15 protein-coding genes are annotated in these 18,768 nt (G+C 71.0%); 14 read left to right on the top strand and 1 reads right to left on the bottom strand.

Annotated elements, in window-relative coordinates:
- Positions 1–301: 301 nt before the first annotated feature.
- The 10 genes from KRR26_RS30800 (at position 302) to KRR26_RS30755 (ending at position 11,716) form a co-directional block, all read left to right on the top strand.
- Positions 302–1,033, top strand: coding sequence for a response regulator transcription factor (locus KRR26_RS30800; RefSeq protein ID WP_120207230.1), 732 nt, complete (start codon positions 302–304; stop codon positions 1,031–1,033).
- On the top strand, positions 1,030–2,442 hold the full coding sequence (locus KRR26_RS30795; RefSeq protein WP_120207231.1) for a HAMP domain-containing sensor histidine kinase: 1,413 nt from the start codon (positions 1,030–1,032) through the stop codon (positions 2,440–2,442). Before KRR26_RS30800 ends, KRR26_RS30795 begins: the two co-directional genes overlap by 4 nt.
- Positions 2,443–2,487: 45 nt before the next feature.
- Positions 2,488–3,828 (top strand): efflux RND transporter periplasmic adaptor subunit, encoded by a 1,341-nt coding sequence (locus tag KRR26_RS30790; RefSeq protein WP_120207233.1) that lies wholly within the window; start codon positions 2,488–2,490, stop codon positions 3,826–3,828.
- Between the two features lie 20 nt (positions 3,829–3,848).
- Complete coding sequence (locus KRR26_RS30785; RefSeq protein WP_120207235.1) at positions 3,849–4,607, top strand: ABC transporter ATP-binding protein; 759 nt, start codon at positions 3,849–3,851, stop codon at positions 4,605–4,607.
- Complete coding sequence (locus KRR26_RS30780) at positions 4,604–5,836, top strand: ABC transporter permease (protein ID WP_120207237.1); 1,233 nt, start codon at positions 4,604–4,606, stop codon at positions 5,834–5,836. The genes KRR26_RS30785 and KRR26_RS30780 overlap by 4 nt, the downstream gene beginning before the upstream one ends.
- Positions 5,836–7,161, top strand: a complete 1,326-nt coding sequence (locus tag KRR26_RS30775) for a TolC family protein (protein ID WP_217081553.1) — start codon at positions 5,836–5,838, stop codon at positions 7,159–7,161. The genes KRR26_RS30780 and KRR26_RS30775 overlap by 1 nt, the downstream gene beginning before the upstream one ends.
- Positions 7,162–7,529: 368 nt before the next feature.
- Positions 7,530–7,898 (top strand): helix-turn-helix transcriptional regulator, encoded by a 369-nt coding sequence (locus KRR26_RS30770; protein WP_120207241.1) that lies wholly within the window; start codon positions 7,530–7,532, stop codon positions 7,896–7,898.
- A gap of 253 nt (positions 7,899–8,151) precedes the next feature.
- Positions 8,152–8,637: an RNA polymerase sigma factor gene (locus KRR26_RS30765; RefSeq protein ID WP_120207243.1), complete on the top strand. Its 486-nt coding sequence runs from the start codon at positions 8,152–8,154 to the stop codon at positions 8,635–8,637.
- Positions 8,634–9,461, top strand: a complete 828-nt coding sequence (locus KRR26_RS30760) for an ActD-like protein (RefSeq protein ID WP_120207244.1) — start codon at positions 8,634–8,636, stop codon at positions 9,459–9,461. The genes KRR26_RS30765 and KRR26_RS30760 overlap by 4 nt, the downstream gene beginning before the upstream one ends.
- Positions 9,458–11,716, top strand: a complete 2,259-nt coding sequence (locus KRR26_RS30755; protein ID WP_217081552.1) for a caspase family protein — start codon at positions 9,458–9,460, stop codon at positions 11,714–11,716. The genes KRR26_RS30760 and KRR26_RS30755 overlap by 4 nt, the downstream gene beginning before the upstream one ends.
- Before the next feature lie 63 nt (positions 11,717–11,779).
- Here KRR26_RS30755 and KRR26_RS30750 read toward each other — a convergent pair whose 3' ends face one another.
- On the bottom strand, positions 11,780–12,289 hold the full coding sequence (locus KRR26_RS30750) for a DUF6748 domain-containing protein (RefSeq protein WP_120207248.1): 510 nt from the start codon (positions 12,287–12,289) through the stop codon (positions 11,780–11,782).
- Positions 12,290–12,688: 399 nt separating this feature from the next.
- On the opposite strand from KRR26_RS30750, the gene dnaN reads away from it, so the two are divergent.
- From dnaN to KRR26_RS30730, 4 genes are all read left to right on the top strand, one after another.
- Positions 12,689–13,795, top strand: a complete 1,107-nt coding sequence (dnaN, locus tag KRR26_RS30745; protein WP_120207249.1) for a DNA polymerase III subunit beta — start codon at positions 12,689–12,691, stop codon at positions 13,793–13,795.
- A gap of 114 nt (positions 13,796–13,909) precedes the next feature.
- Positions 13,910–15,106 (top strand): hypothetical protein, encoded by a 1,197-nt coding sequence (locus tag KRR26_RS30740; RefSeq protein ID WP_217081551.1) that lies wholly within the window; start codon positions 13,910–13,912, stop codon positions 15,104–15,106.
- 121 nt (positions 15,107–15,227) lie between these two features.
- Positions 15,228–16,148 carry a CsgG/HfaB family protein gene (locus KRR26_RS30735; protein ID WP_120207252.1) on the top strand — a complete coding sequence of 307 codons (921 nt, stop codon included), beginning with the start codon at positions 15,228–15,230 and terminating at the stop codon, positions 16,146–16,148.
- The gene (locus tag KRR26_RS30730) at positions 16,145–18,565 is read left to right on the top strand and encodes a hypothetical protein (protein ID WP_217081550.1); all 2,421 of its coding nucleotides are present in this window, start codon (positions 16,145–16,147) and stop codon (positions 18,563–18,565) included. The genes KRR26_RS30735 and KRR26_RS30730 overlap by 4 nt, the downstream gene beginning before the upstream one ends.
- Positions 18,566–18,768: the final 203 nt, after the last annotated feature.

Here is an 18,768-nt window from a genome sequence, read left to right as displayed (position 1 = left end):
ATTCCCAGTCTGACGAGGCCTTCCAGGGATGGCATCCGGGCACGCTGGCGACCTGTCATGTCCTCGCCATGAACGGCGCGTTACGGTGGATGTCGGGTTGGCTGGCCGTAATATTTCGTCATGCGGCGGTAGCTTCCCGGACACATGCCGGTGCGACGTTGAATGGCGCGGCTCGGAGGCGGACATGCCAGTGCTGGTCTTCGGAGAGGAGATCGGACCCCCTCGACGTCTCCGGGCCGCAACTTGCCTTCAGCGCGGCTAACTTGCGGAGGACGGCCAGCACACGCGGGAGAGATGGTCCATGGAGACGACGACACGCCCCACCCCTTCCGACGAGGGCACTGTCCAGGTGCTGCTCGTGGAGGATGACGAGCGACTCGCCCGGCTCACCTCGCGCTACCTCCAAGAGCATGGCCTGGTCATCACCGTGGCGCACAACGGCGCGGACGCCCTCTTCGAGGCCACGCGCCACGCGTTCGACGTCATCCTCCTGGACCTGATGTTGCCGGGCCGCGACGGCCTGGAGGTCTGCCGCGAGCTGCGCACGCGCACGGACGTGCCCATCATCATGCTCACCGCCCGAGGCGAGGAGGCGGACCGCGTGCTCGGGCTGGAGTCCGGCGCGGATGACTACCTGCCCAAGCCCTACTCGTCGCGCGAGCTGCTGGCCCGCATCCGCGCGCAGGTGCGGCGCGCGCGCGGCAAGGTGGGGCCCTCCAGTCAGCCCGTGCAGGCGGGGCGTCTGGTATTGGACCCCCGCAGCCTCCGCGCCACGCTGGATGGAAAGGCGCTCGCGCTGACCACGTATGAGTTCAGCCTGCTGCGCGTGCTCGCCGAGCGCGCCGGCCGGGTGCTCAGCCGCGAGCAGCTCCTGGATTTGGTGAAGGGCAGCGCGGAGGAGGTGTTCGACCGCTCGGTGGACGTGCACATCTTCCGGCTGCGCCAGAAGCTGGAGGAGGATCCGCGCAATCCGCGCCTGCTGAAGACGGTGCGGGGCGCGGGCTACATGCTCGCGACAGGGGATGAGTCGTGAACCTCCGTCGTTGGCTTCGTCTCCCCACGGGCTTGCTGCCGCGCATCTACCTGGTGGGCGTGGCGCAGCTCGTGCTCGTCGCCGTCACGCTCGCGGTGGCGCGTGACTTCCTGCGCGACCAGCCGTGGAAGACGCGCTTCATCGAGGAGGTCTCCTATCTCAGCGATGAGTGGGCTCGGCAGGCGGAGGACCCCGCCGCACTCCAGGCCTCGCTGGAGCGGGCTCGCTCGCGCATGGGCGTGCAGGTGACGGTGCGCCGGGTGGATGGCCAACTGCTCGCCAACACGCAGCCCATTCCCGCGCCGCCCTTGCCGAGGTCCGAGCTGGAGGTCGTGGCGGGCCGGCCCGGGAGGGTCTCTGGCCCACCGGGGCCGTTCACCGCGTTGGGGCCCTGGCCGGGCTCCATGCAGGTGTACACGAGCGTGTCGTGGCCGCCGCCTCCGCCGCCGGATGGCCACATGCCCTTCTTCGTGGGGCTGGTGTTGGTGTGCACGGCCATCACCTCCGTGCTCTTCGCGCGCACGTTGGCGGTGCCGCTGTTGAAGCTGGCGGCCGCGGCGCGCGCGTTCGGCGCGGGACGCTTGGATGTGCGCACGGGCCTGCGACGCCAGGACGAGCTGGGCGAGGTGTCCGAGGCCTTCGACGAGATGGCCGGGCGCATCACCTTGTTGCTGCGCTCGCAGAAGGAGCTGCTCGCCAACGTGTCGCACGAGCTGCGCACGCCGCTGTCTCGCATCCACGTGGCGTTGGACCTGGCCTCCGAGGGCGACGCGACCCTGGCGCGCGAATCGCTCGCGGACATCGCGGAGGACTTGTCCGAGCTGGAGCGATTGGTGGATGACGTGCTGACCACGTCGCGGTTGGAGCTGGGCGCCGAAGGCTCCATGGGCGCGACGCCGCCCCTGCGCGTGCAGCGGGTGGACCCTCGGGTGCTGGTGGACAAGGCCGCGCAGCGCTTCCGCAGCTCATGGAGCCGTCATCACCTGGACGTGCGCGTGGAGGAGCCGCTGCCGTCGCTGGTGGCGGACCCCGTGCTGTTGCGCCGGGTGCTCGACAATCTGCTCGACAACGCGGGCAAGTACTCCGAGCCGGGCACGCAGGTGCGCCTCACGGCGAAGCCCGAGGGCGAGGGCTTGCGCGTGGAGGTGTCTGATGAAGGCATCGGCATCGACTCGGGGGACCTGCCTCGCATTGGCACGCCGTTCTTCCGGACCGACCGCAGCCGCGCGCGCACCACGGGCGGCGTGGGGATGGGGCTCACGTTGGTGAGGCGCATCGTGGATGCCCACGGGGGCACGCTCACGCTGGAGAGTCGGCCAGGGCAGGGGACGCTCGCGCGCGTCACGCTCCCCGGGGTCCCGCAGGATGCCGGGCAGGCAGCCAGCCCCGACGCCCGTCATCTTTCGTAATACGGGCGAGATTCACCGTAATGCCCCAGCACCTACACCAGTAGCATGAAGGTCGTGAACGAGATGCCAAGAGAAGTGGCGCAGCCGGTGCCGGCCTCCTTCGAGGAGGAGGGCCGCGCGCGGCGGATCCCCCGTTGGGTCTGGGTGGCGGTGGGCGTGGTGGGGTTGGGCGCGCTGGGCTGGTGGCGCGTGCAGGCGTCCGCGAAGGCGGCGCTCCCGACCTACGAGACGGCGAAGGTGGAGCCGCGGCGGCTGGTGTCAAAGGTCACGGCCACCGGCACCTTGTCCGCCCTGGTGACGGTGCAGGTCGGCAGCCAGGTCTCCGGCCGCATCCAGGAGATCAACGTCGACTACAACTCGCCGGTGAAGAAGGGGCAGATCATCGCCCGCATCGACCCGCAGCTGGTGCAGGCGGCGCTGGCGCGGGCGAAGGCGAACATGACCGCGGCGCGCGCCAATCTCCAGAAGGCGAAGGTGATGGCGGACGTGGCGCGCAAGCAGGCGGACCGCTCGCGCGCGCTCCGGGCCCAGCAGTTCATCTCGCAGTCGGAGTTGGACACGGCCGAGTCCAGCGCCGCGGGCGCGGCGGCCGAGGTGATGGCCTCCGAGGGCTCGCTCGCGCAGGCGCAGGCCGCGCTCAACGAGGCCGAGGTCAACGAGAAGTACACGACCATCGTCTCGCCCACCGACGGCATCGTGATTTCGCGCAGCGTGGACGTGGGGCAGACGGTGGCCGCCTCGCTCCAGGCGCCCACGCTGTTCACCATCGCGGAGGACCTGCGCAAGATGCAGGTGGACACCAGCGTGGCCGAGTCCGACGTGGGCCGGCTGGAGCCGGGCATGAAGGCCAGCTTCACGGTGGATGCCTATCCCGGCGAGCGCTTCACCGGCGTCATCCGGCAGATTCGCAACGCGGCGCAGACGGTGCAGAACGTCGTCACGTACGACGCCGTCATCGACGTGAGCAACCCGGACCTCAAGCTCAAGCCGGGCATGACGGCCAACGCCACCATCATCACCGGCGAGAAGCATGATGCGCTGTCCGTGCCCAACGCGGCGCTGCGCTTCCGGCCCGTGGTGCCCACGACGGGCGCGCCGGGTCAGACGCCGGCCGCGCCCATGGCGCCGGACCGTGCGCCGGACGGCACGCGGGCGCTGTATGTGCTGCGCGGCGAGGGCGAGCAGGCCCACCCCGAGCCCGTGCGCGTGCGCACCGGCATGACGGACGGCACGTACACGGAGATTGTCGAGGGAGAGCTGAAGGCGGGCGACGCCATCATCACGAGCTCCACGACCCCTGGCGCTACGACTCCGCCCGCCCCGGGAGCGCCTCCCGGTGGACTCGGTGGCGGACGACCGCCGGGCATGCGTCGCGGACCGTTCTAGGCGAGGGGAAGGAGAGCCGGATGGACGCGGGCAAGGGACGGCCGCCCCCCGTCGTGCAGTTGCGGGGCGTGAGCAAGGTGTACCGCACGGGCGATGTCGAGGTGCGAGCGCTGCGTGGGGTGGACTTCACGGTGGAGCCGGGCGAGTTCGTCGCCATCATGGGCTCCAGCGGTTCGGGCAAGTCCACGCTGATGAACATCCTGGGCTGCTTGGATCGGCCCACCCAGGGCGAGTACCTGTTGGAAGGGCGGGACGTGGCGCGGCTGGACCGGGATGGCCTGGCGCGCGTGCGCAACCGCACGCTGGGCTTCGTGTTCCAGAGCTTCAACCTGCTGGCGCGCACCACCGCGCTGGAGAACGTGGAGCTGCCCATGCTCTACGCGGGCGTCCCGGGCAAGGAGCGCCGCGCGCGGGCGAAGGAGGCGCTGGAGCGCGTGGGGCTGGGCGCGCGGTTGGATCATCACCCGCGCCAGCTCTCCGGCGGTCAGCAGCAGCGCGTGGCGATCGCGCGCGCGTTGGTGGGGCGTCCTCGCGTCATCCTGGCGGACGAGCCCACGGGCAACCTGGACTCGCGCACCAGCATCGAGGTGATGGCGCTGTTCCAACAGCTCCAGAAGGAGGGGCTCACGCTCGTCCTGGTGACGCACGAGCCGGACGTGGCCTCGTTCACCCAGCGGGTGGTGGTGGTGAAGGACGGCCGCATCGTGTCCGACAAGCACCAGGCGCCGAGCCCCGCCGTCGTCCCCGTTGAAACAGCGGAAGAGGGGGTGGGGCCATGAACCTCCTGGAGACGCTGCACCTGGCGCTGCGGGCGCTCTTGCGCGCGAAGACGCGCTCGGTGCTCACCGCGTTGGGCATCATCATTGGCGTGGGCGCGGTCATCGCCATGGTGGCCATTGGCGACGGCGCGCGCGCGAGCGTTCAGAAGGTGTTCGACTCGATGGGCACCAACATGCTCATCGTCATGCCGGGCTCCTCCATGTCGGGCGGCGCGCGCGGCGGCTTTGGCAGCCAACCCACGCTCACCTGGGACGACCTGGAGGCCATCCGCACGCAGTTGCCTTCCGTGCGCGGCGCCGCGCCGGAGCTGCGCTCCAACGTCCAGGTCTTCTCCGAGGACCAGAACTGGACCACGAGCGTGGTGGGCACCACGCCGGACTTCTTCGACGTGCGCAACTGGCCCATGGCGATGGGGGCGCGCTTCAGCCAGTCGGACCAGGACGCGGGCTCGAAGGTGGCCATCCTGGGGCAGACGGTGGTGGAGAAGCTCTACGGCAAGGGCGCGAACCCCGTGGGCCAGACGCTGCGCATCAAGAAGACGCCCTTCCTCGTGGTGGCGGTGGCTGGCGCGAAGGGGCAGTCGCCCGTGGGGCAGGACTTCGACAACACCATCTTCGTGCCCGCCAGCACGTACCGGCGGCAGGTGCAGGCGCAGAGCCTGGGCTCGTTCATCACCGGCATCATCTATGTGCAGGCCATTTCCGCGGACCAGACAGCGCGCGCGCAGCAGGACATCACGCAGCTCTTGCGCGAGCGGCACCGCTTGGGTGACGAGGCCGCCAACGACTTCGATGTGCGCAACCTCGCGGAGATCGCCAGCGGTCAGCAGGAGAGCACGCAGACCATGAGCCTCTTGCTCGCGGCCATCGCGGCGGTGTCCCTGGTGGTGGGCGGCATCGGCATCATGAACATCATGCTGGTGAGCGTCACCGAGCGGACGCGTGAGATTGGCGTGCGCGTGGCGGTGGGCGCTCGGCCGCGAGACATCCTGGCGCAGTTCCTCATCGAGGCGCTGACGCTCGCGGTGCTGGGCGGAGTGATTGGCGCGGCCGTGGGCCTGGGTGTGGCCAAGCTCCTGGCGGCGCAGTTCGGTTGGCCCATGCTGGTGCGCCCTGACGTGGCGCTGGCGGCCATCGCGTTCAGTGGGTTGGTGGGCGTGGTCTTCGGGCTCTATCCCGCGCGCAAGGCCAGCCTCCTGGACCCCATCGATGCCTTGAGGTACGAGTGATGCGCGCGCTTCCGTTGATGCTGCTGCTGGCCCTTCCCGCCGGCGCCCAGGCTCCGGAGAGCCGGATCCTGTCGCTCGAGGACGCGGAGTCCTCCGCGCGCGAGCACCAGCCCCAGCTCCGCTCGGCCCAGGCGGGCACCGACGCGGCGCGGGCGCGGGTGGACCAGTCGCGCTCCGGCCTGCTGCCCCAGGTGAACGCCAACGCCAGCTACGAGGTGGGGACGAACAACCGCAACGTGGTGCAGACCGCGCCGGGCACGGGCTCCAACCCCACGGTGACCGGGACGTCGCGGCGGTTCAGCGCGGGCGTGACCGCCACCCAGCTCCTGTATGACTTTGGCCGTACCACCGGCCGCTACAACGCCTCCAAGCAGAGCGCGGAAGCCCAGACGCAGAACCAGGAGCAGGTGCTCCAGGACGTGCTGCTCGACGTGCGCTCGGCGTACTTCAACGTGCTCACGCAGAAGGCGCTGCTGGACGTGGCGCGCGAGACGCTCCAGAGCGAGGAGGCGCGGCTGCGGCAGGTGACGGCCGCGGTGCAGGTGGGCAGCCGGCCGGAGATTGACCTGCTCCAGCAGCGCACCGCGCGCGCCAACGCGCAGGTGGCGAACATCCGCGCGCAGAACGCCTACGCCACCGCCAAGGCCCAGCTCAACCAGGCCATGGGCGTGGAGACCCCCACGGACTACTCCGTGCAGGATGTGTCCGTGGTGCCCTTGGAGGGCGAGGACCAGCCGTTGGATCCGCTGGTGACGCGCGCGCTGGCGGCCCGCTCGGACGTGGCCGCGAGGGACCGGCAGATCCAAGCGCAGGAACTCACCGTGCGCGCGACGGGGGGCGGGTACTGGCCCAGCCTGAACGCCACCGCCAACGTGGCGGACACGGGCGAGGACCCCGTGGTGGACAACCGCCTCAACGCGACCGGTGGCTTGTCGCTGAGCTGGCCGTTGTTCCAGGGCGGGCTCACGCGCGCGCAGGTGAGCGAGCAGCGCGCCACGCTGCGGGACCTCCAGGCGCAGCGCGACCTCTTGCGGCAGCAGGTGCGGCTCCAGGTGGAGCAGGCGCGGCTCGCCGTGGTGGCCTCGCGCGAGGCGCTCTCCGCCGCGGAGGAGGCGCAGGTGAACGCACGCGAGCGGCTGCGATTGGCCGAAGGCCGCTATCAGGCCGGGGTGGGCAACATCATCGAGCTGAGCGATGCGCAGGTGGCCTACACCAACGCCGCGGCTCAGCATGTCCAGGCCAACTACGACCTCGCCACGTCGCGCGCCACGCTGGCTCGCGCGCTGGGCTCGGAGGCGCTCAAGACGGCGGTGGCCGCGCGGTAGCCGAGACGGCTTCACGGTGGCTGGCGTTGCGCGCAATGCATGGCGTCCACGCCGCCAAGTCGAGCCAACCCTGAGGGGAGGCAGTGACGGCAGGACTCCTCGGCACCGTAGGAAATGCGGGGTCCAACGTATGAGGTCGCCACGGTTCCGCGGCGACCTCGTGTTTTCGCGAGCCCGTGATGGCGCTGTCTTCGAGGGAGTCTCGTCTCGGAACAGGGGCGGTGTCGGGCCCGCCCAGACTCCGAAAGTCTCCCTCGGGAACGGCAACCCCATGGGTGGATAACTGGAGGCTAACCCGGCAAGTTCTGTCTGTCTGCCTCCATACGTCCTATGCCGTCGGCCAAACGTTTCGGGTCGGCAAGCAAGGCATGGACAAGAAACTCGCAACCACCATCGGAGCGGCAGCGCGCGTCGCCCGGGCCCGCCTGGAGCTCACGCAGGCCGACGTGGCCGAGCGCATCGACGTCGCGACCGAAGTCTACGGTCGGCTGGAGCGCGGCGGCATGCTGCCGAGCGTGCAGACGCTGCTGAAGCTGTGTCATGAGCTGCAAGTCTCCGCGGACGAGCTGCTGGGGCTGGTGTCCCATGGCGCCAGCGCCCTCTCCCGTTCGAGCGAGCCGCCCCCGCATGCCCAGGAGCGGCCGGAGGTGCGCCGACTGCTGCGCGGGGTGCGTCAGTTGGATCCGGCGCAGGTGAAGTTGCTGGGCCTGGTGGCCAACGCGCTGATGCGGCGCTGAGCACCGGTGGGAGGGCCCTGACCCGGGTCCCCTGCCGTGTGCGCCTCCCGAGGGGCCCGCCCCTCCCGGGGGACGATGGCGCCTCACCCGGGTCTCCGGTGGGATGACCCAGAAGCCGGGGGAGCGGGCGGTCGGGTGCGGGGTTGCAATGGTCCGGCGCCCGAAAAACGGGTAGGCACGCGGCCTCGTTCGAGGGCGGGTGACAGTTTTCCTGGGCACCGGTGTTTCCCTCGCCGAACAGGAGGCGTGCCCGGTGTCACTCGATGTGGAGGCCTACTACCGCCGCTACGGCCCCCAGGTGCTCCGGCGCTGCCGTTTCCTCCTGCGGGACGAGGAGAAGGCCGTGGATGCGATGCACGACGTCTTCGTGCAGCTCTTGCGGTACCAGTCGGCGCTGAAGGACACCGCGCCGTCGAGCCTGCTGCACCAGATTGCCACCCGGGTGTGCCTCAACCGCCTGCGCGGCGCCAAGCGCAGGCCCGAGGACCGCGAGGATGAGCTGGTGCTGAGGATCGCCTCGGCCGAGGACACCGAGGCCCGGACCGCCGCGAAGGGCCTGCTCGACCGGCTCTTTGGTCGGGTGCCCGCGTCCAGTCGGGACATCGCCGTGCTCCATCTGGTGGATGGCATGACGTTGGAGGAAACGGCGCGCGAGGTGGGCTTGTCCGTCTCGGGCGTGCGCAAGCGGCTGCGGGCGCTGTCCGCCGTGTTGCAGGAGCTGGAGCTGGAGGCTGCATGACGTCCCCCCAACGCACCCCGGATTGGCTGCTGGAGCGAATCGCGCTGGGCGACCTGCCCCCCGCCGAGCTGGCCGCCGCGAAGGACCGCCTGGCCCGTGAGCCGGATGGCGCCGCGCGATTGGCGGCCCTGGAGGCCGACAACCGCGTCACCCTGGAGAAGCTGCCCCCCGAGGCCGTGGCTCGCGAGGTGAAGGCCCGTGCCGAGCGCTCCGCTCGGGTGGAGGCCGCGCGACGGGACACCTCCCGCCCTTTGTTCCGCTTCGGTCCGGTCCTCGGGCTGGTGCCCGTGCTGGCCGCCATGGCCCTCTTCGTCCTCGTGAGGCCCGAGGCCCTGCGGGGCGGCGCCGGGGCGGGGGGAGGCGTGTCGGGGGATGTGCCCGAGGTCACCCGCATCAAGGGCCTGACGCCCCAACTCGTCGTCCACCGGCAGGGCGCCGGCGCCCCCGAGCGCCTGGATACCGGGGCCCACGCCGTCGCCGGTGACGTGGTGCAGCTCGCCTATGTGGCGGCGGGCCGCGGACATGGGCTCATCCTGTCGGTGGATGGGCGCGGCGCCGTCACCCGGCACCTGCCCGAGAGCGGCGCGGCGTCCGCGGTGCTGGAGCCCTCCGCGCGCCACTCGCTGTCGGGTGCCTATGAGCTGGATGACGCGCCGGGCTTCGAGCGCTTCTTCCTCATCACCTCCGCGGAGCCGTTCGAGCTGGAGCCGGTGTTGGCCGCGGCACGCGCGCTGGTCGCGTCTCCGGAAGCGAGGACGGGGGCGCTCGCGCTGCCCGAGGGGCTGGAGCAGACTTCGTTCCTCTTGGAGAAGCCCGCGCAATGAGGGGACTCGCCCTGCTGGTGGCGTTGTGGTCGGCAACGGCGGCCGCTGAGGCGGAGCCGGTGCGCCGGCTCGCGCTGTTGGTCGGGGTGAACGACGGAGGGCCGGGCCGCACGCGGCTGCAGTACGCGGCCACGGACGCGCGCGCCTTCGCGCAGGTGTTGGGCGAGCTGGGCGGTGTGGCGGCCTCGGACCGGGTGCTGCTCCTGGATGTGGATCGCCAGGGGCTGCTGGCGGGCTTCGACCGCGTGCGGCGGCTGGCCGAGGGCGCGCGGGACTCCGGGGCGCTGCGGGTGGAGGTGTTGCTGTACTACTCGGGCCACTCGGACGAAGAGGGCCTGCTGCTCCAGGGCCAGCGCGTGGACTATGGCGAGCTGCGCCGCGCGCTGGACGCGTTGCCGGCGGACGTGCGCATCGCCGTGCTGGACTCGTGCGCGTCAGGCGCGTTCGCGCGGCGCAAGGGCGGCGTGGCGCGGCCGGCGTTCCTGGTGGATGTGGGCAACCAGGTGAAGGGCCACGCCATCCTCACGTCCTCCAGCGAGAGCGAGGCGTCGCAGGAGTCGGATCGCCTGGGCGGCTCGTACTTCACGCACAACCTGGTGTCCGGCCTGCGTGGCGCGGCGGACGCCACGCACGATGGCCGCGTGACGCTGACGGAGGCGTACCAGTTCGCCTTCCACGAGACGCTCGCGCGCACCGAGCGCACGCAGGGCGGCGCGCAGCATCCGGCGTATGACATCGAGCTGGCGGGCACGGGCGACCTGGTGATGACGGACCTGCGGGCCACGTCCGCGGGGCTGGTGCTCACCGAGCCGCTGGAGGGCCGGCTGTACGTGCGCGACGCGGCGGGCACGCTGGTGGTCGAGGTGCAGAAGTCCCCCGGCCGCCTCACCGAGCTGGGGCTCGCGCCCGGTCGCTACACGGCGCGGCGGGAGCTGTCCGGCACGGTGGCCGAGGCGGCCTTCGTGCTGCGAGACAACGAGCGCACGCCGTTGGCGCCCGCGGACTTCGTGGCCGTGCAGGGCGAGCTGACCGCGCTGCGCGGTGGACCCGCCCCCGCGGGAGCGCTGGCGAGCGCGGGTGGGCGGGTGCGCCTGCCCATCAACCTGAGCCTCGTGCCCGCGCTGAGCACCAACACGATGGCCGTGGGCTCTGCCCCGGTGGAGAACCGGCTGGCGCTGGGCGTGGTGAACGGCGGCGAGTCGCTCGGGGGCGGGCTGGCGCTCGGGCTGGTGAGCAACTGGTACGACGCGGAGGCCCAGGGCGTGATGCTGGCCGGGGCCGTCAACGTGGCGCGCGGCGAGATGACCGGCGCGCAGCTGTCCCTGTTCACCAACGTGGCTGGCGGCCAGATGCGGGGCTTCCAGGGCACGTTCGGCGTGAACTACGCGGGCGATGACGTCCACGTCGTGGGGCAGCTCGCGGGTGGCGTCAACGTGGCGCGCCGGGACTTCGTGGGCTTCCAGGGTGCCACGGTCCTCAACTACGTGGGCGGGGACGCGAGGGGCTTCCAGGCCGCCTTGGGCTTCAACCAGGTGAAGGGTTCGATGCAGGGCTTCCAAGGGGCCCTCGGCATCAACTCGACGAAGTCCGACCTGACGGGCGTGCAGGCCGCGATGGGGCTGAACCGCGCGGAGCGAGTCACGGGCGGGCAGGTCGCGCTGCTCAACGTGGCGAACGAGGTGACGGGCATTCAGCTCGGGTTGCTCAACGTGGCCGCGCACGTGACGGGTACGCAGGTGGGCCTCCTCAACCTCTCCGACCGGATGACGGGCGTGCCGCTCGGATTGCTGAGCATCGAGCGCGAGGGCCAGTTCCACCTGGAGGTGTGGTCCAGCGACATCCAGCTCACCAACCTGGGGCTGAAGTTCGGCGGGCGCTACCTCTACACGACGCTCATCGCGGGCATGGGGCCGGATGATCGACTCGACCGCTTCAGCCTGGGCATCGGGTTGGGCGGCCACATCCCCGTGAGCGAGCGCTTCTGGGTGGACGTGGACGTGGCGGCCCACGCGGTCACGCTCATGCGCAAGCCCTTCGAGGACACCATTCCCCTGTTGGGCCAGCTCCGGGCGATGGTGGGCTTCCAGGTGCTGCCGCGGCTCGCCGTGTTCGCGGGGCCGACCTACAACGTGTTCGCCACCTGGGGCGAAACGCCGGACTTCCAATCCATCACCACCCTGCGGGTGCACACGAAGCGGGACCTGAGCACCCGGCTGCAGAACTGGCCTGGGTTCCAGGTGGGCCTGCGGCTGTGAGCCGGACGCGGGAGCGGTGCTGCGCTCCCACGTCCTGGCCGCGCGCTTTCACGCGCGGCTGACTCAGCCGCCGACGAGCTTGCTGGCGCGCAGCACGGTCGCGGTGCCGGCGGGGCCCGCGTGCTCGCGCTTGTCCAGCGTGGCCTCCACGCGCAGGCCGTCCTTCGCGGTCGTCTGGTTCACGAGCGAGTCCTGGCGCTCCTGCTGTCCACCCGTCACCGCGGTGAGGTCCAGCTCGTGCACGGGGATGGGGTCCGCGCTCGGATCATCCGCCCGGAAGGCGTTGTAGTAGGGGCACGGCGTGGTGATGCACCGCACGCCGCTGTTCTTGATGATGTAGACCACGGGCTCACCCTTCTTCATCTCGGGACCTCCTGCGCTGGGCGCCGTGCCCGGCTCGCTGGGCGCCGGCGCGGTGTCGGGTTGCTTCGTGTCGGGCTGCTTCGCCTCGGTGGGGACGGCCTCGGCGCCCGGCTCGCTCGACGGGTGGGCGGACGGCGAGGGCGGCTTGCTGCACCCGGCGGCGAGGCCGAGCGCGAGGACGGCGGAGAGCAGCATCGTGCGGACGGTCATGGCAACTCCGGTGGAAAGAGTGCGGCAGTCTCACCTGCCCCCGCCCCGGGGGCCAGTCCTCCGTGGCGCGGCCGAACCCCCTTCGGGAAACCACGAGGCGCCCCCGTCCCCTGTTGCGTGGACACACCGTTCGACGGGGGACTTCCCACGGCGGCCTCCGGATGTCCGGGCGGGGAGGCCTCGGCGGGCCTCTTGGGGGCAGTTCGTCCTGGAACCCCCTGGATTTCCTGGGGGTGTGGGCTGAACGCCCAGTCAGTGTGATGGCGCGGGGGAGGGGGGCGTGGCGAGCGTGGGACGAGGGGCGGAGGGCATGCGCCGTTGATTGACGCCCCCCCTCGTGCGGGCTACATCCGGCGTCGCCTCGCGACCCCGTGGGCCGCGACCCGTTAAGGACCCCCGATGGAATTCCGCATCGCCGCCGACGAGCTGAAGAAGGCCCTCTATCGCGCCCAGGGAATCGTGGAGCGCAAGACGACGATGCCCATCCTCGCCAACGTGCTCGTCACGGCGAACAAGGGGGGCGTCACCGTCACGGCGTTCGACCTGGACATCGGTGTCGTCTCCGAGCACCCCGCCGAGGTCACCAAGCCCGGCGCCGTCACGCTGAGCGCCAAGTACGTCTTCGACATCGTCCAGAACCTGCCGGATGCGCAGGTGACGCTGAAGAAGCTGGCGAACAACTACGTGGACATCAGCTCCGGCTCGGCCCACTTCAAGATTGTCGGCATGGCGGCGGAGGAGTACCCGAAGCTCCCCAAGGAGGAGAGCGCTCCGCTGGTGCAGATCTCCGGGAACATCCTCCTGGAGATGATCAAGAAGACGCAGTTCGCCATCTCCAGCGACGAGACGCGCTACATCCTCAACGGCGTCTTCTTCGAGCCGCAGGCGAACGGCAAGGTCCGCATGGTGTCGACGGACGGCCACCGCCTGTCGCTCATCGAGCGCGAGCTGCCCGGTGACTTCAAGCTGAAGAGCGGCGTCATCATCCCGCGCAAGGGATTGATGGAGCTCAAGCGCCTGTTGGACGAGGCGCCCGACGCCGAGTGCCACCTGGGCTTCGCGGAGAACTCGGCGCTGTTCAAGAAGCCGGGCCTCACGATGGTGATGCGGCTCATCGACGGCCAGTTCCCCGAGTACCAGCGCGTCATCCCCAAGGAGGGCGAGAAGGTCGTCCTCGTTCCGAAGACGCGGCTGCTGGAGAGCCTCAAGCGCATCGCGCTGTTGTCCGCGGACAAGAGCAACGCGGTGCGCATCGGGCTGGCGCAGAACAAGCTCATCATCACCGCCAGCAACCCGGACCTGGGCGAGGCCAAGGACGAGCTGGAGCTGGCGTACCGGGGCTCGGACATCACGGTGGGCTTCAACGCGCGCTACCTGATGGATGTGCTGGGCGTCACGGACACGGACGAGGTCAGCTTCGAGCTGGGCGATGAGCACAGCCCGGGCGTGCTCCACGGCCCCGGCGACCGGAGCTTCACCGCGGTGGTCATGCCCATGCGGGTGTGAGCCGACCGCGGTCTCCGTCCACTGCGGTTCATCTCCGGGCGCGCTCCGTTCACTCAACGGGCGCGCCCGGCGTCGTTCGGGACGAGCACGCGCGCGCTTCTCTATGATGCGCCGGTGGCCACCCATCCCGAGGACCTGCGGGCGCGGCTGGAGGACCGAGCGGACCTCCTGGAGGCCACGCGCCTGCGCTACCGCGCGCTGAAGGGACTGCTGGAGGCCTTCTTCTGGAAGGAACGGCTGCGCGCGGACGTGGAGCTGTTGCGCGAGGTGGCCACGGCGCAGCCCGAGGTGGACGCCGCGCTCGTGGCCCTCCGGCGCCGCGCCGCCGCCGAGGGCTGGCCGCGCGCCTCCTCGCCGGTGAAGTTGATGGAGGAGGTGGAGCGGCTGCGCGCTGCCGTGCGCAAGGCGGTGCTGAAGCGTCTGCCGGACGCGGCGCCCGAGGATGTGCTGGGCAGCGCGCTGCTGCGGCTGGAGACGGTGGTGCTGGACGCGGGCCCGCTCCTCGGTCGTCGCGAGTGGGCGCGGGCGGTGGAGCTGTTGCCACGCAACCTGCCGGAGCTGCGCGCGGCCTGCGCCGCCGCCGAGGTGTTCGAGCACGTCTTCAAGCGTCCCGTGCGCGAGGGCGCGCTGCCGTTCACCTCCGCCGAGGCCGACGAGCTGGCTCGCGCGCTACCCTTGGCGAACGTGGCGCTGGCGGCGCTGTGGGAGCGGTTGGCGCGCTTCGACGCGAGCGGCCGGGTGAAGGACTTCCTCTTGAAGCGGGCTCGGCGCGCGCCGCAGCGGGCAGCGCGCAGCGGTCCGGAGCTGCTTCTGCACGCGGCCTTCTGGAGCGATGTGGCGCGCGCCCGGGTGCAAGCCGTGTTGGAGGCATGGCTCGCGCCCGCGGTGCCGCGCGAGTCGGAGGTGCCCGCGCTGCTGTCCTGGCTGGCCGCGCGCGAGTCCTCTCCCGAAGCGCGTCTGCCCTCCGGTGAGGACTTCACGGAAGGAAGGGCGGGCCTCTTCGAAGCGGCGGCGGCGCTGGCGTCTCTGTCTCGTGCGCGGCCGGTGGGCGCGTGGAACGAAGAAGCCGCGTGGGCTCGGCTGGACGCGGCGGCGCGGCGCGCGCGGGACGAAGCCGGTCCGGAGGTGGATGCCTTGCGAGCGCAGTTGCTCCTGTTCATCCGGCTGCGAGGCCAGTCGCGGACGCCCGCGCGCTTGTTCTCGCCGGAGCGCGCGCGGGTGCCAGTCTCCTCGGATGCCGAGTCCGCCGAGGGGGACGACCTGCCCGCGCTCGCGCGAGCCGCGAGGCAGGCGGCCCTTCGCCCGGGTTGAGGCGCTGCGTGGGCGGTGGGTGACTCGCGCGGGTCTGGGACCCTCCGCTACATTGCCGCGGCGTCACGCCGATTCAAAGCCAGGAGAGGGCCGCTCCTGGAGCACCTGAGTGGGAGGGGCCTTGGGCAAGTTCGTGGTGGTTCTCGTGGGGTTGTGGGCGGGGAGCGCGCGGGCCGCGGGCGAGGGCAACAATCAGTGTCCCGCGCAGGTGACGCGCCCCCTGGTGTGCATGCCCGCGGGGAGCGGCGCCGCACCCATCCTTCCCTTGAAGGACGGCGAGAAGCCCAGGCTCGTGGTGTCGGACCTGGCGGCGCAGGGCACCGAGCCCGCGCAGGCCGCGGCGCTCACCGATGCGGTGGTGCAGACGCTCAACGCGCGGGCCTTGTTCCAGGTTCTCTCGCGCAAGGACATCCAGACGGTGCTGAGCACCGAGCGGCAGCGTCAGCTCCTGGGCGCGTGCGACGAGGACCCCTCCGCGTGCGCCACCGACCTGGGCAGCACGCTGGGCGCGCGCTACGTGATGACGGGCTCGCTGTCCAGATTGGGCGCGGTGTACGAGCTGTCGCTTCAGGTGCTCGACACGGTGAAGAGCCTGCCGGTGGGACGCAGCACGCGGTTGGCGAAGGATCCGGAGACGCTCCGGCAATTGGTGCCGTGGGTGGTGGCGGAGGCGAGCGGCTCTCCCTTGCCGCCGCCCGCGTCGCGGCTCTTGCCCTATTCGCTCCTCACGAGCGGTGGCGCGGTGCTGCTCGGCGGTGGCGTGTATGGGCTCATCACGCTGTCACGCCAGAAGGTGCTCAACGACGAGCTCTGCCCGGGCAAGGGCAACGCCTGTGACGGGCAGAACCTGCGCCCGCTGTCGTACTACCGCGAGCAGGACCGCAAGCTGGGCAATGACAAGACGCTGGCGGTGGGGCTGATGGCCGTGGGCGTCTTGCTGGCGGGCGCGGGATTGCACTTCATGCCGCCACCCGAGGGCGGGCCACGCGTGGCCTTGGTGCCGTCGCACAATGGCCTGGGTGTGGCGGGGGTGCTGCCATGAGCGCGGCGCGTGGCTTCGTGGGGCTGGGGGTCGCGGCGGGGGCGCTCGCGGTGGCGCTGGCGTGCTCGGGTGGCTTGAAGGTGGACGCGGGCAATCCCTATCCGTGTGACTTCACGCAAGCGGTGGAGACGCGGGACACGGCCTGCCCCGCGGCGTGGCGGTGTGGCATCGACAATCACTGTCAGGAGGACGGCGCCGAAGCGGTGTCGCTGGGCGCGCCACCGAGCTTCGAGGTGTCGCGGCGGTATCCGGAGCGGCTCGACGGCGAGGCTCGGGTGGTGGCGTATGACCCGCGCGGTGTGCAGCTGTTGGTGGGCTACACGGATGGCGGTGTCTTCGTCACCAACGGCCGCGTGGTTCGGCCGGTCCTCTCCAACGCGGAGCTGGGGGACACGGTTGCGTTCGCGGGGGAGCGCGTGGCGCTGCTCACGGCGCAGGGCAGCGTGCGACTGGGGACGCTGGAGGCGAGCGCGGGTCAGCTCACGTTCGGTCCAGAGGACACGCGAGTGACAGGGCTGCGCGCGCTGCGTGTATCGCCTGGGGCCAACGGCCGAGACGTGATGGCGGCGTTGGGCAAGGGCTTCTCGGCGGGCGAGGTGGACCTGTCCTCGGGCACGTATCAGGCGTATCCGGGCAGTCTGGATGTGAGCGCGGACGCGGGGCCGGTGTTGTGTGGCATCACGCCGCTGCCGCCGTGTCCGGGCTCGGCGGGGCTGGTGCGGTACCTGGACGTGCGGCCGGTATCGTCGGCGCTGTTGACGCTGCCGGGGCGCCGCGACGGAGGCGAGGACCCCGCGGTGGCGGTGCCGGTGGTCGTCACGCCGGAGTTCTTCTTCTGGCGCACGCCGCCGAGCGCGACGGGGCTCCCCGGCACGTGGCGCGTGATGAATCCGGAGGACCCGATTTCGAGCGGTGGGCCGGAGAGTCCGGCTCGCGAGGATTGGCTGCTGCGCCACAGCGAGAGCGCCGCGCTGTGGGCGGTGCGGCGGCCGGTGGGGAATCGCGATGTGCTGAGCACGTGGGGGCTGCGTCGGACGGCGCAAGGGCCCGTGTTCGAGCGAGCGTGGGATGACTGCGCGCCGTGCTCGGACGGGAAGCTGATCTCGTTCTCCCCGGTGTCGGAGGGGACGATGAGCGTGGAGGTGCTGTGTCGGTCGCCGCAGGGGTCGCGGAGCTTGTTCCGCGTGGTGGCGTCCTCGGTGGTGTCGCCGCTGGACACGTGCAAGCGACAGTCATTGGACGCGCCGGTGGACTTCTCCGAGGTGGCGAGTCTGGACGGGAGCACGGGCCACGACGTGAGGCCGGGCGCGGTGGACATGACCACGGGCTCGGGTGCGTGGTTGGGCGGAGCGCACGGGCAGCTCTGGGGAGGGCACACGCTGTCCACGTTGCGACCGCTGTATCTGGACCGAGTGCCGATGGGCGCCGCGCCGTTCGCGGACGGCTTGCTCACGGTGACGCGGGACTACTTCGCATTGGATCTCCCGGACCTGAGCGAGCCGGCGCGTGTGGGCTTGTCGGTGGTGCCGCCCTCGGACCTGGGCGCGACGGAGCCGCGCCGGTTGGGGGCGTTGATTGAAGGGATACCGGGTTGGCTGGTGGAGGACTCGGGGCACCTGGTGCGCGTGCAGCGGGACGGGGCGGGGGTTGGGACGTTGGGCGTGGGGTATGGGCCGCCCTTGTTGGCGCCGAGCGGAGAGCAGGCCACGGGGCCCTTCTTGGGGCAGGGCATGTCGGAGAACGGCAAGGCCTCGCTGATCATCAGCGCGAATGATCAGGTGTATGTGTTGGAGCAGGACCTGTCTGCGTTGGGGGCCGAGCCCAAGCAGTTGCCGGGGTTGTTGCCTCGGCTGACGCCGGAGCCCGGCTTCCCGGTGCGCTCGCTCGCGCGAGACCGGACGGTGAGCTTCACGGGGAGCGCGTCGCCGCGAGTGCGCGGGTGGCTGGCCACGGGTCGCAGCCTGTTCGAGTTCACGCAGGCCGCAGACGGCAAGTGGGCCTTGACGCCGCTGCCACTGGGGACGGGCGAGCCGGTGGCGGTGTGGAGTCTGGACGGAGCGGGCGCCAGCTATGGGCGAGTGGGGTTGCGAGACGGGTTGGTCTTGCGGCTGCCCGCGGGGCTGCCCCTGACGGAGCCGTTGCAGGAGGGGGAGCGAGTGGTGGGCTATGCGTCGCTGGCGGGCTGGCCGGTGGCGTTGACGGAGCATCGGCTCTACGCGGCGACGGAGGTCTCGAAGCGGGCGGACGGGAAGCAGGGGCTGCTGCGCTGGAAGGCACTGGAGGCGCCGGCGGAGCTGCCCGCGAATGGATTGACTGGAGCCAGCATCGACGTGGTGAAGGACCCGAGCGGAACGGAGACGCTCTACCTCTTCACTCACACCGGCTACGTGTACCGACTGGGCACGGCGAAGCACTAGGGGCTGTCCCTGGTCTCGCGTTCGGAAAACAACTCGGGGTTGGCCGAACGTTCAGTTCGGTCAACTCCCAATCGCTCGCGGTTGCTGGTAGGGGCCCTGGGTGCTCAGCACAGGCCTATGCGCCGACATGAGCTGAGCGATGCCGAGTGGAGCCGCATTGAGGCGGTCCTGAGTCCCAGGACTGGCCCGCGCTCGAAGCGAGG

It is taken from the genome of Citreicoccus inhibens (assembly GCF_019039035.1).
GTDB classification, from domain to species: Bacteria; Myxococcota; Myxococcia; order Myxococcales; family Myxococcaceae; genus Citreicoccus; species Citreicoccus inhibens.
This window is presented reverse-complemented; position numbering and strand designations above follow the sequence as displayed.

Bases quoted from the DNA above. Each gene is read 5' to 3' on its own strand.
- KRR26_RS30800 (WP_120207230.1), top strand. From the start codon at position 302: ATGGAGACGACGACACGCCCCACCCCTTCCGACGAGGGCACTGTCCAG.
- KRR26_RS30750 (WP_120207248.1), bottom strand. From the start codon at position 12,289: ATGACCGTCCGCACGATGCTGCTCTCCGCCGTCCTCGCGCTCGGCCTC.
- KRR26_RS30730 (WP_217081550.1), top strand. From the start codon at position 16,145: ATGAGCGCGGCGCGTGGCTTCGTGGGGCTGGGGGTCGCGGCGGGGGCG.
- KRR26_RS30790 (WP_120207233.1), top strand. From the start codon at position 2,488: ATGAAGGTCGTGAACGAGATGCCAAGAGAAGTGGCGCAGCCGGTGCCG.
- KRR26_RS30775 (WP_217081553.1), top strand. From the start codon at position 5,836: ATGCGCGCGCTTCCGTTGATGCTGCTGCTGGCCCTTCCCGCCGGCGCC.
- dnaN (WP_120207249.1), top strand. From the start codon at position 12,689: ATGGAATTCCGCATCGCCGCCGACGAGCTGAAGAAGGCCCTCTATCGC.
- KRR26_RS30785 (WP_120207235.1), top strand. From the start codon at position 3,849: ATGGACGCGGGCAAGGGACGGCCGCCCCCCGTCGTGCAGTTGCGGGGC.
- KRR26_RS30755 (WP_217081552.1), top strand. From the start codon at position 9,458: ATGAGGGGACTCGCCCTGCTGGTGGCGTTGTGGTCGGCAACGGCGGCC.
- KRR26_RS30770 (WP_120207241.1), top strand. From the start codon at position 7,530: ATGGACAAGAAACTCGCAACCACCATCGGAGCGGCAGCGCGCGTCGCC.
- KRR26_RS30760 (WP_120207244.1), top strand. From the start codon at position 8,634: ATGACGTCCCCCCAACGCACCCCGGATTGGCTGCTGGAGCGAATCGCG.
- KRR26_RS30780 (WP_120207237.1), top strand. From the start codon at position 4,604: ATGAACCTCCTGGAGACGCTGCACCTGGCGCTGCGGGCGCTCTTGCGC.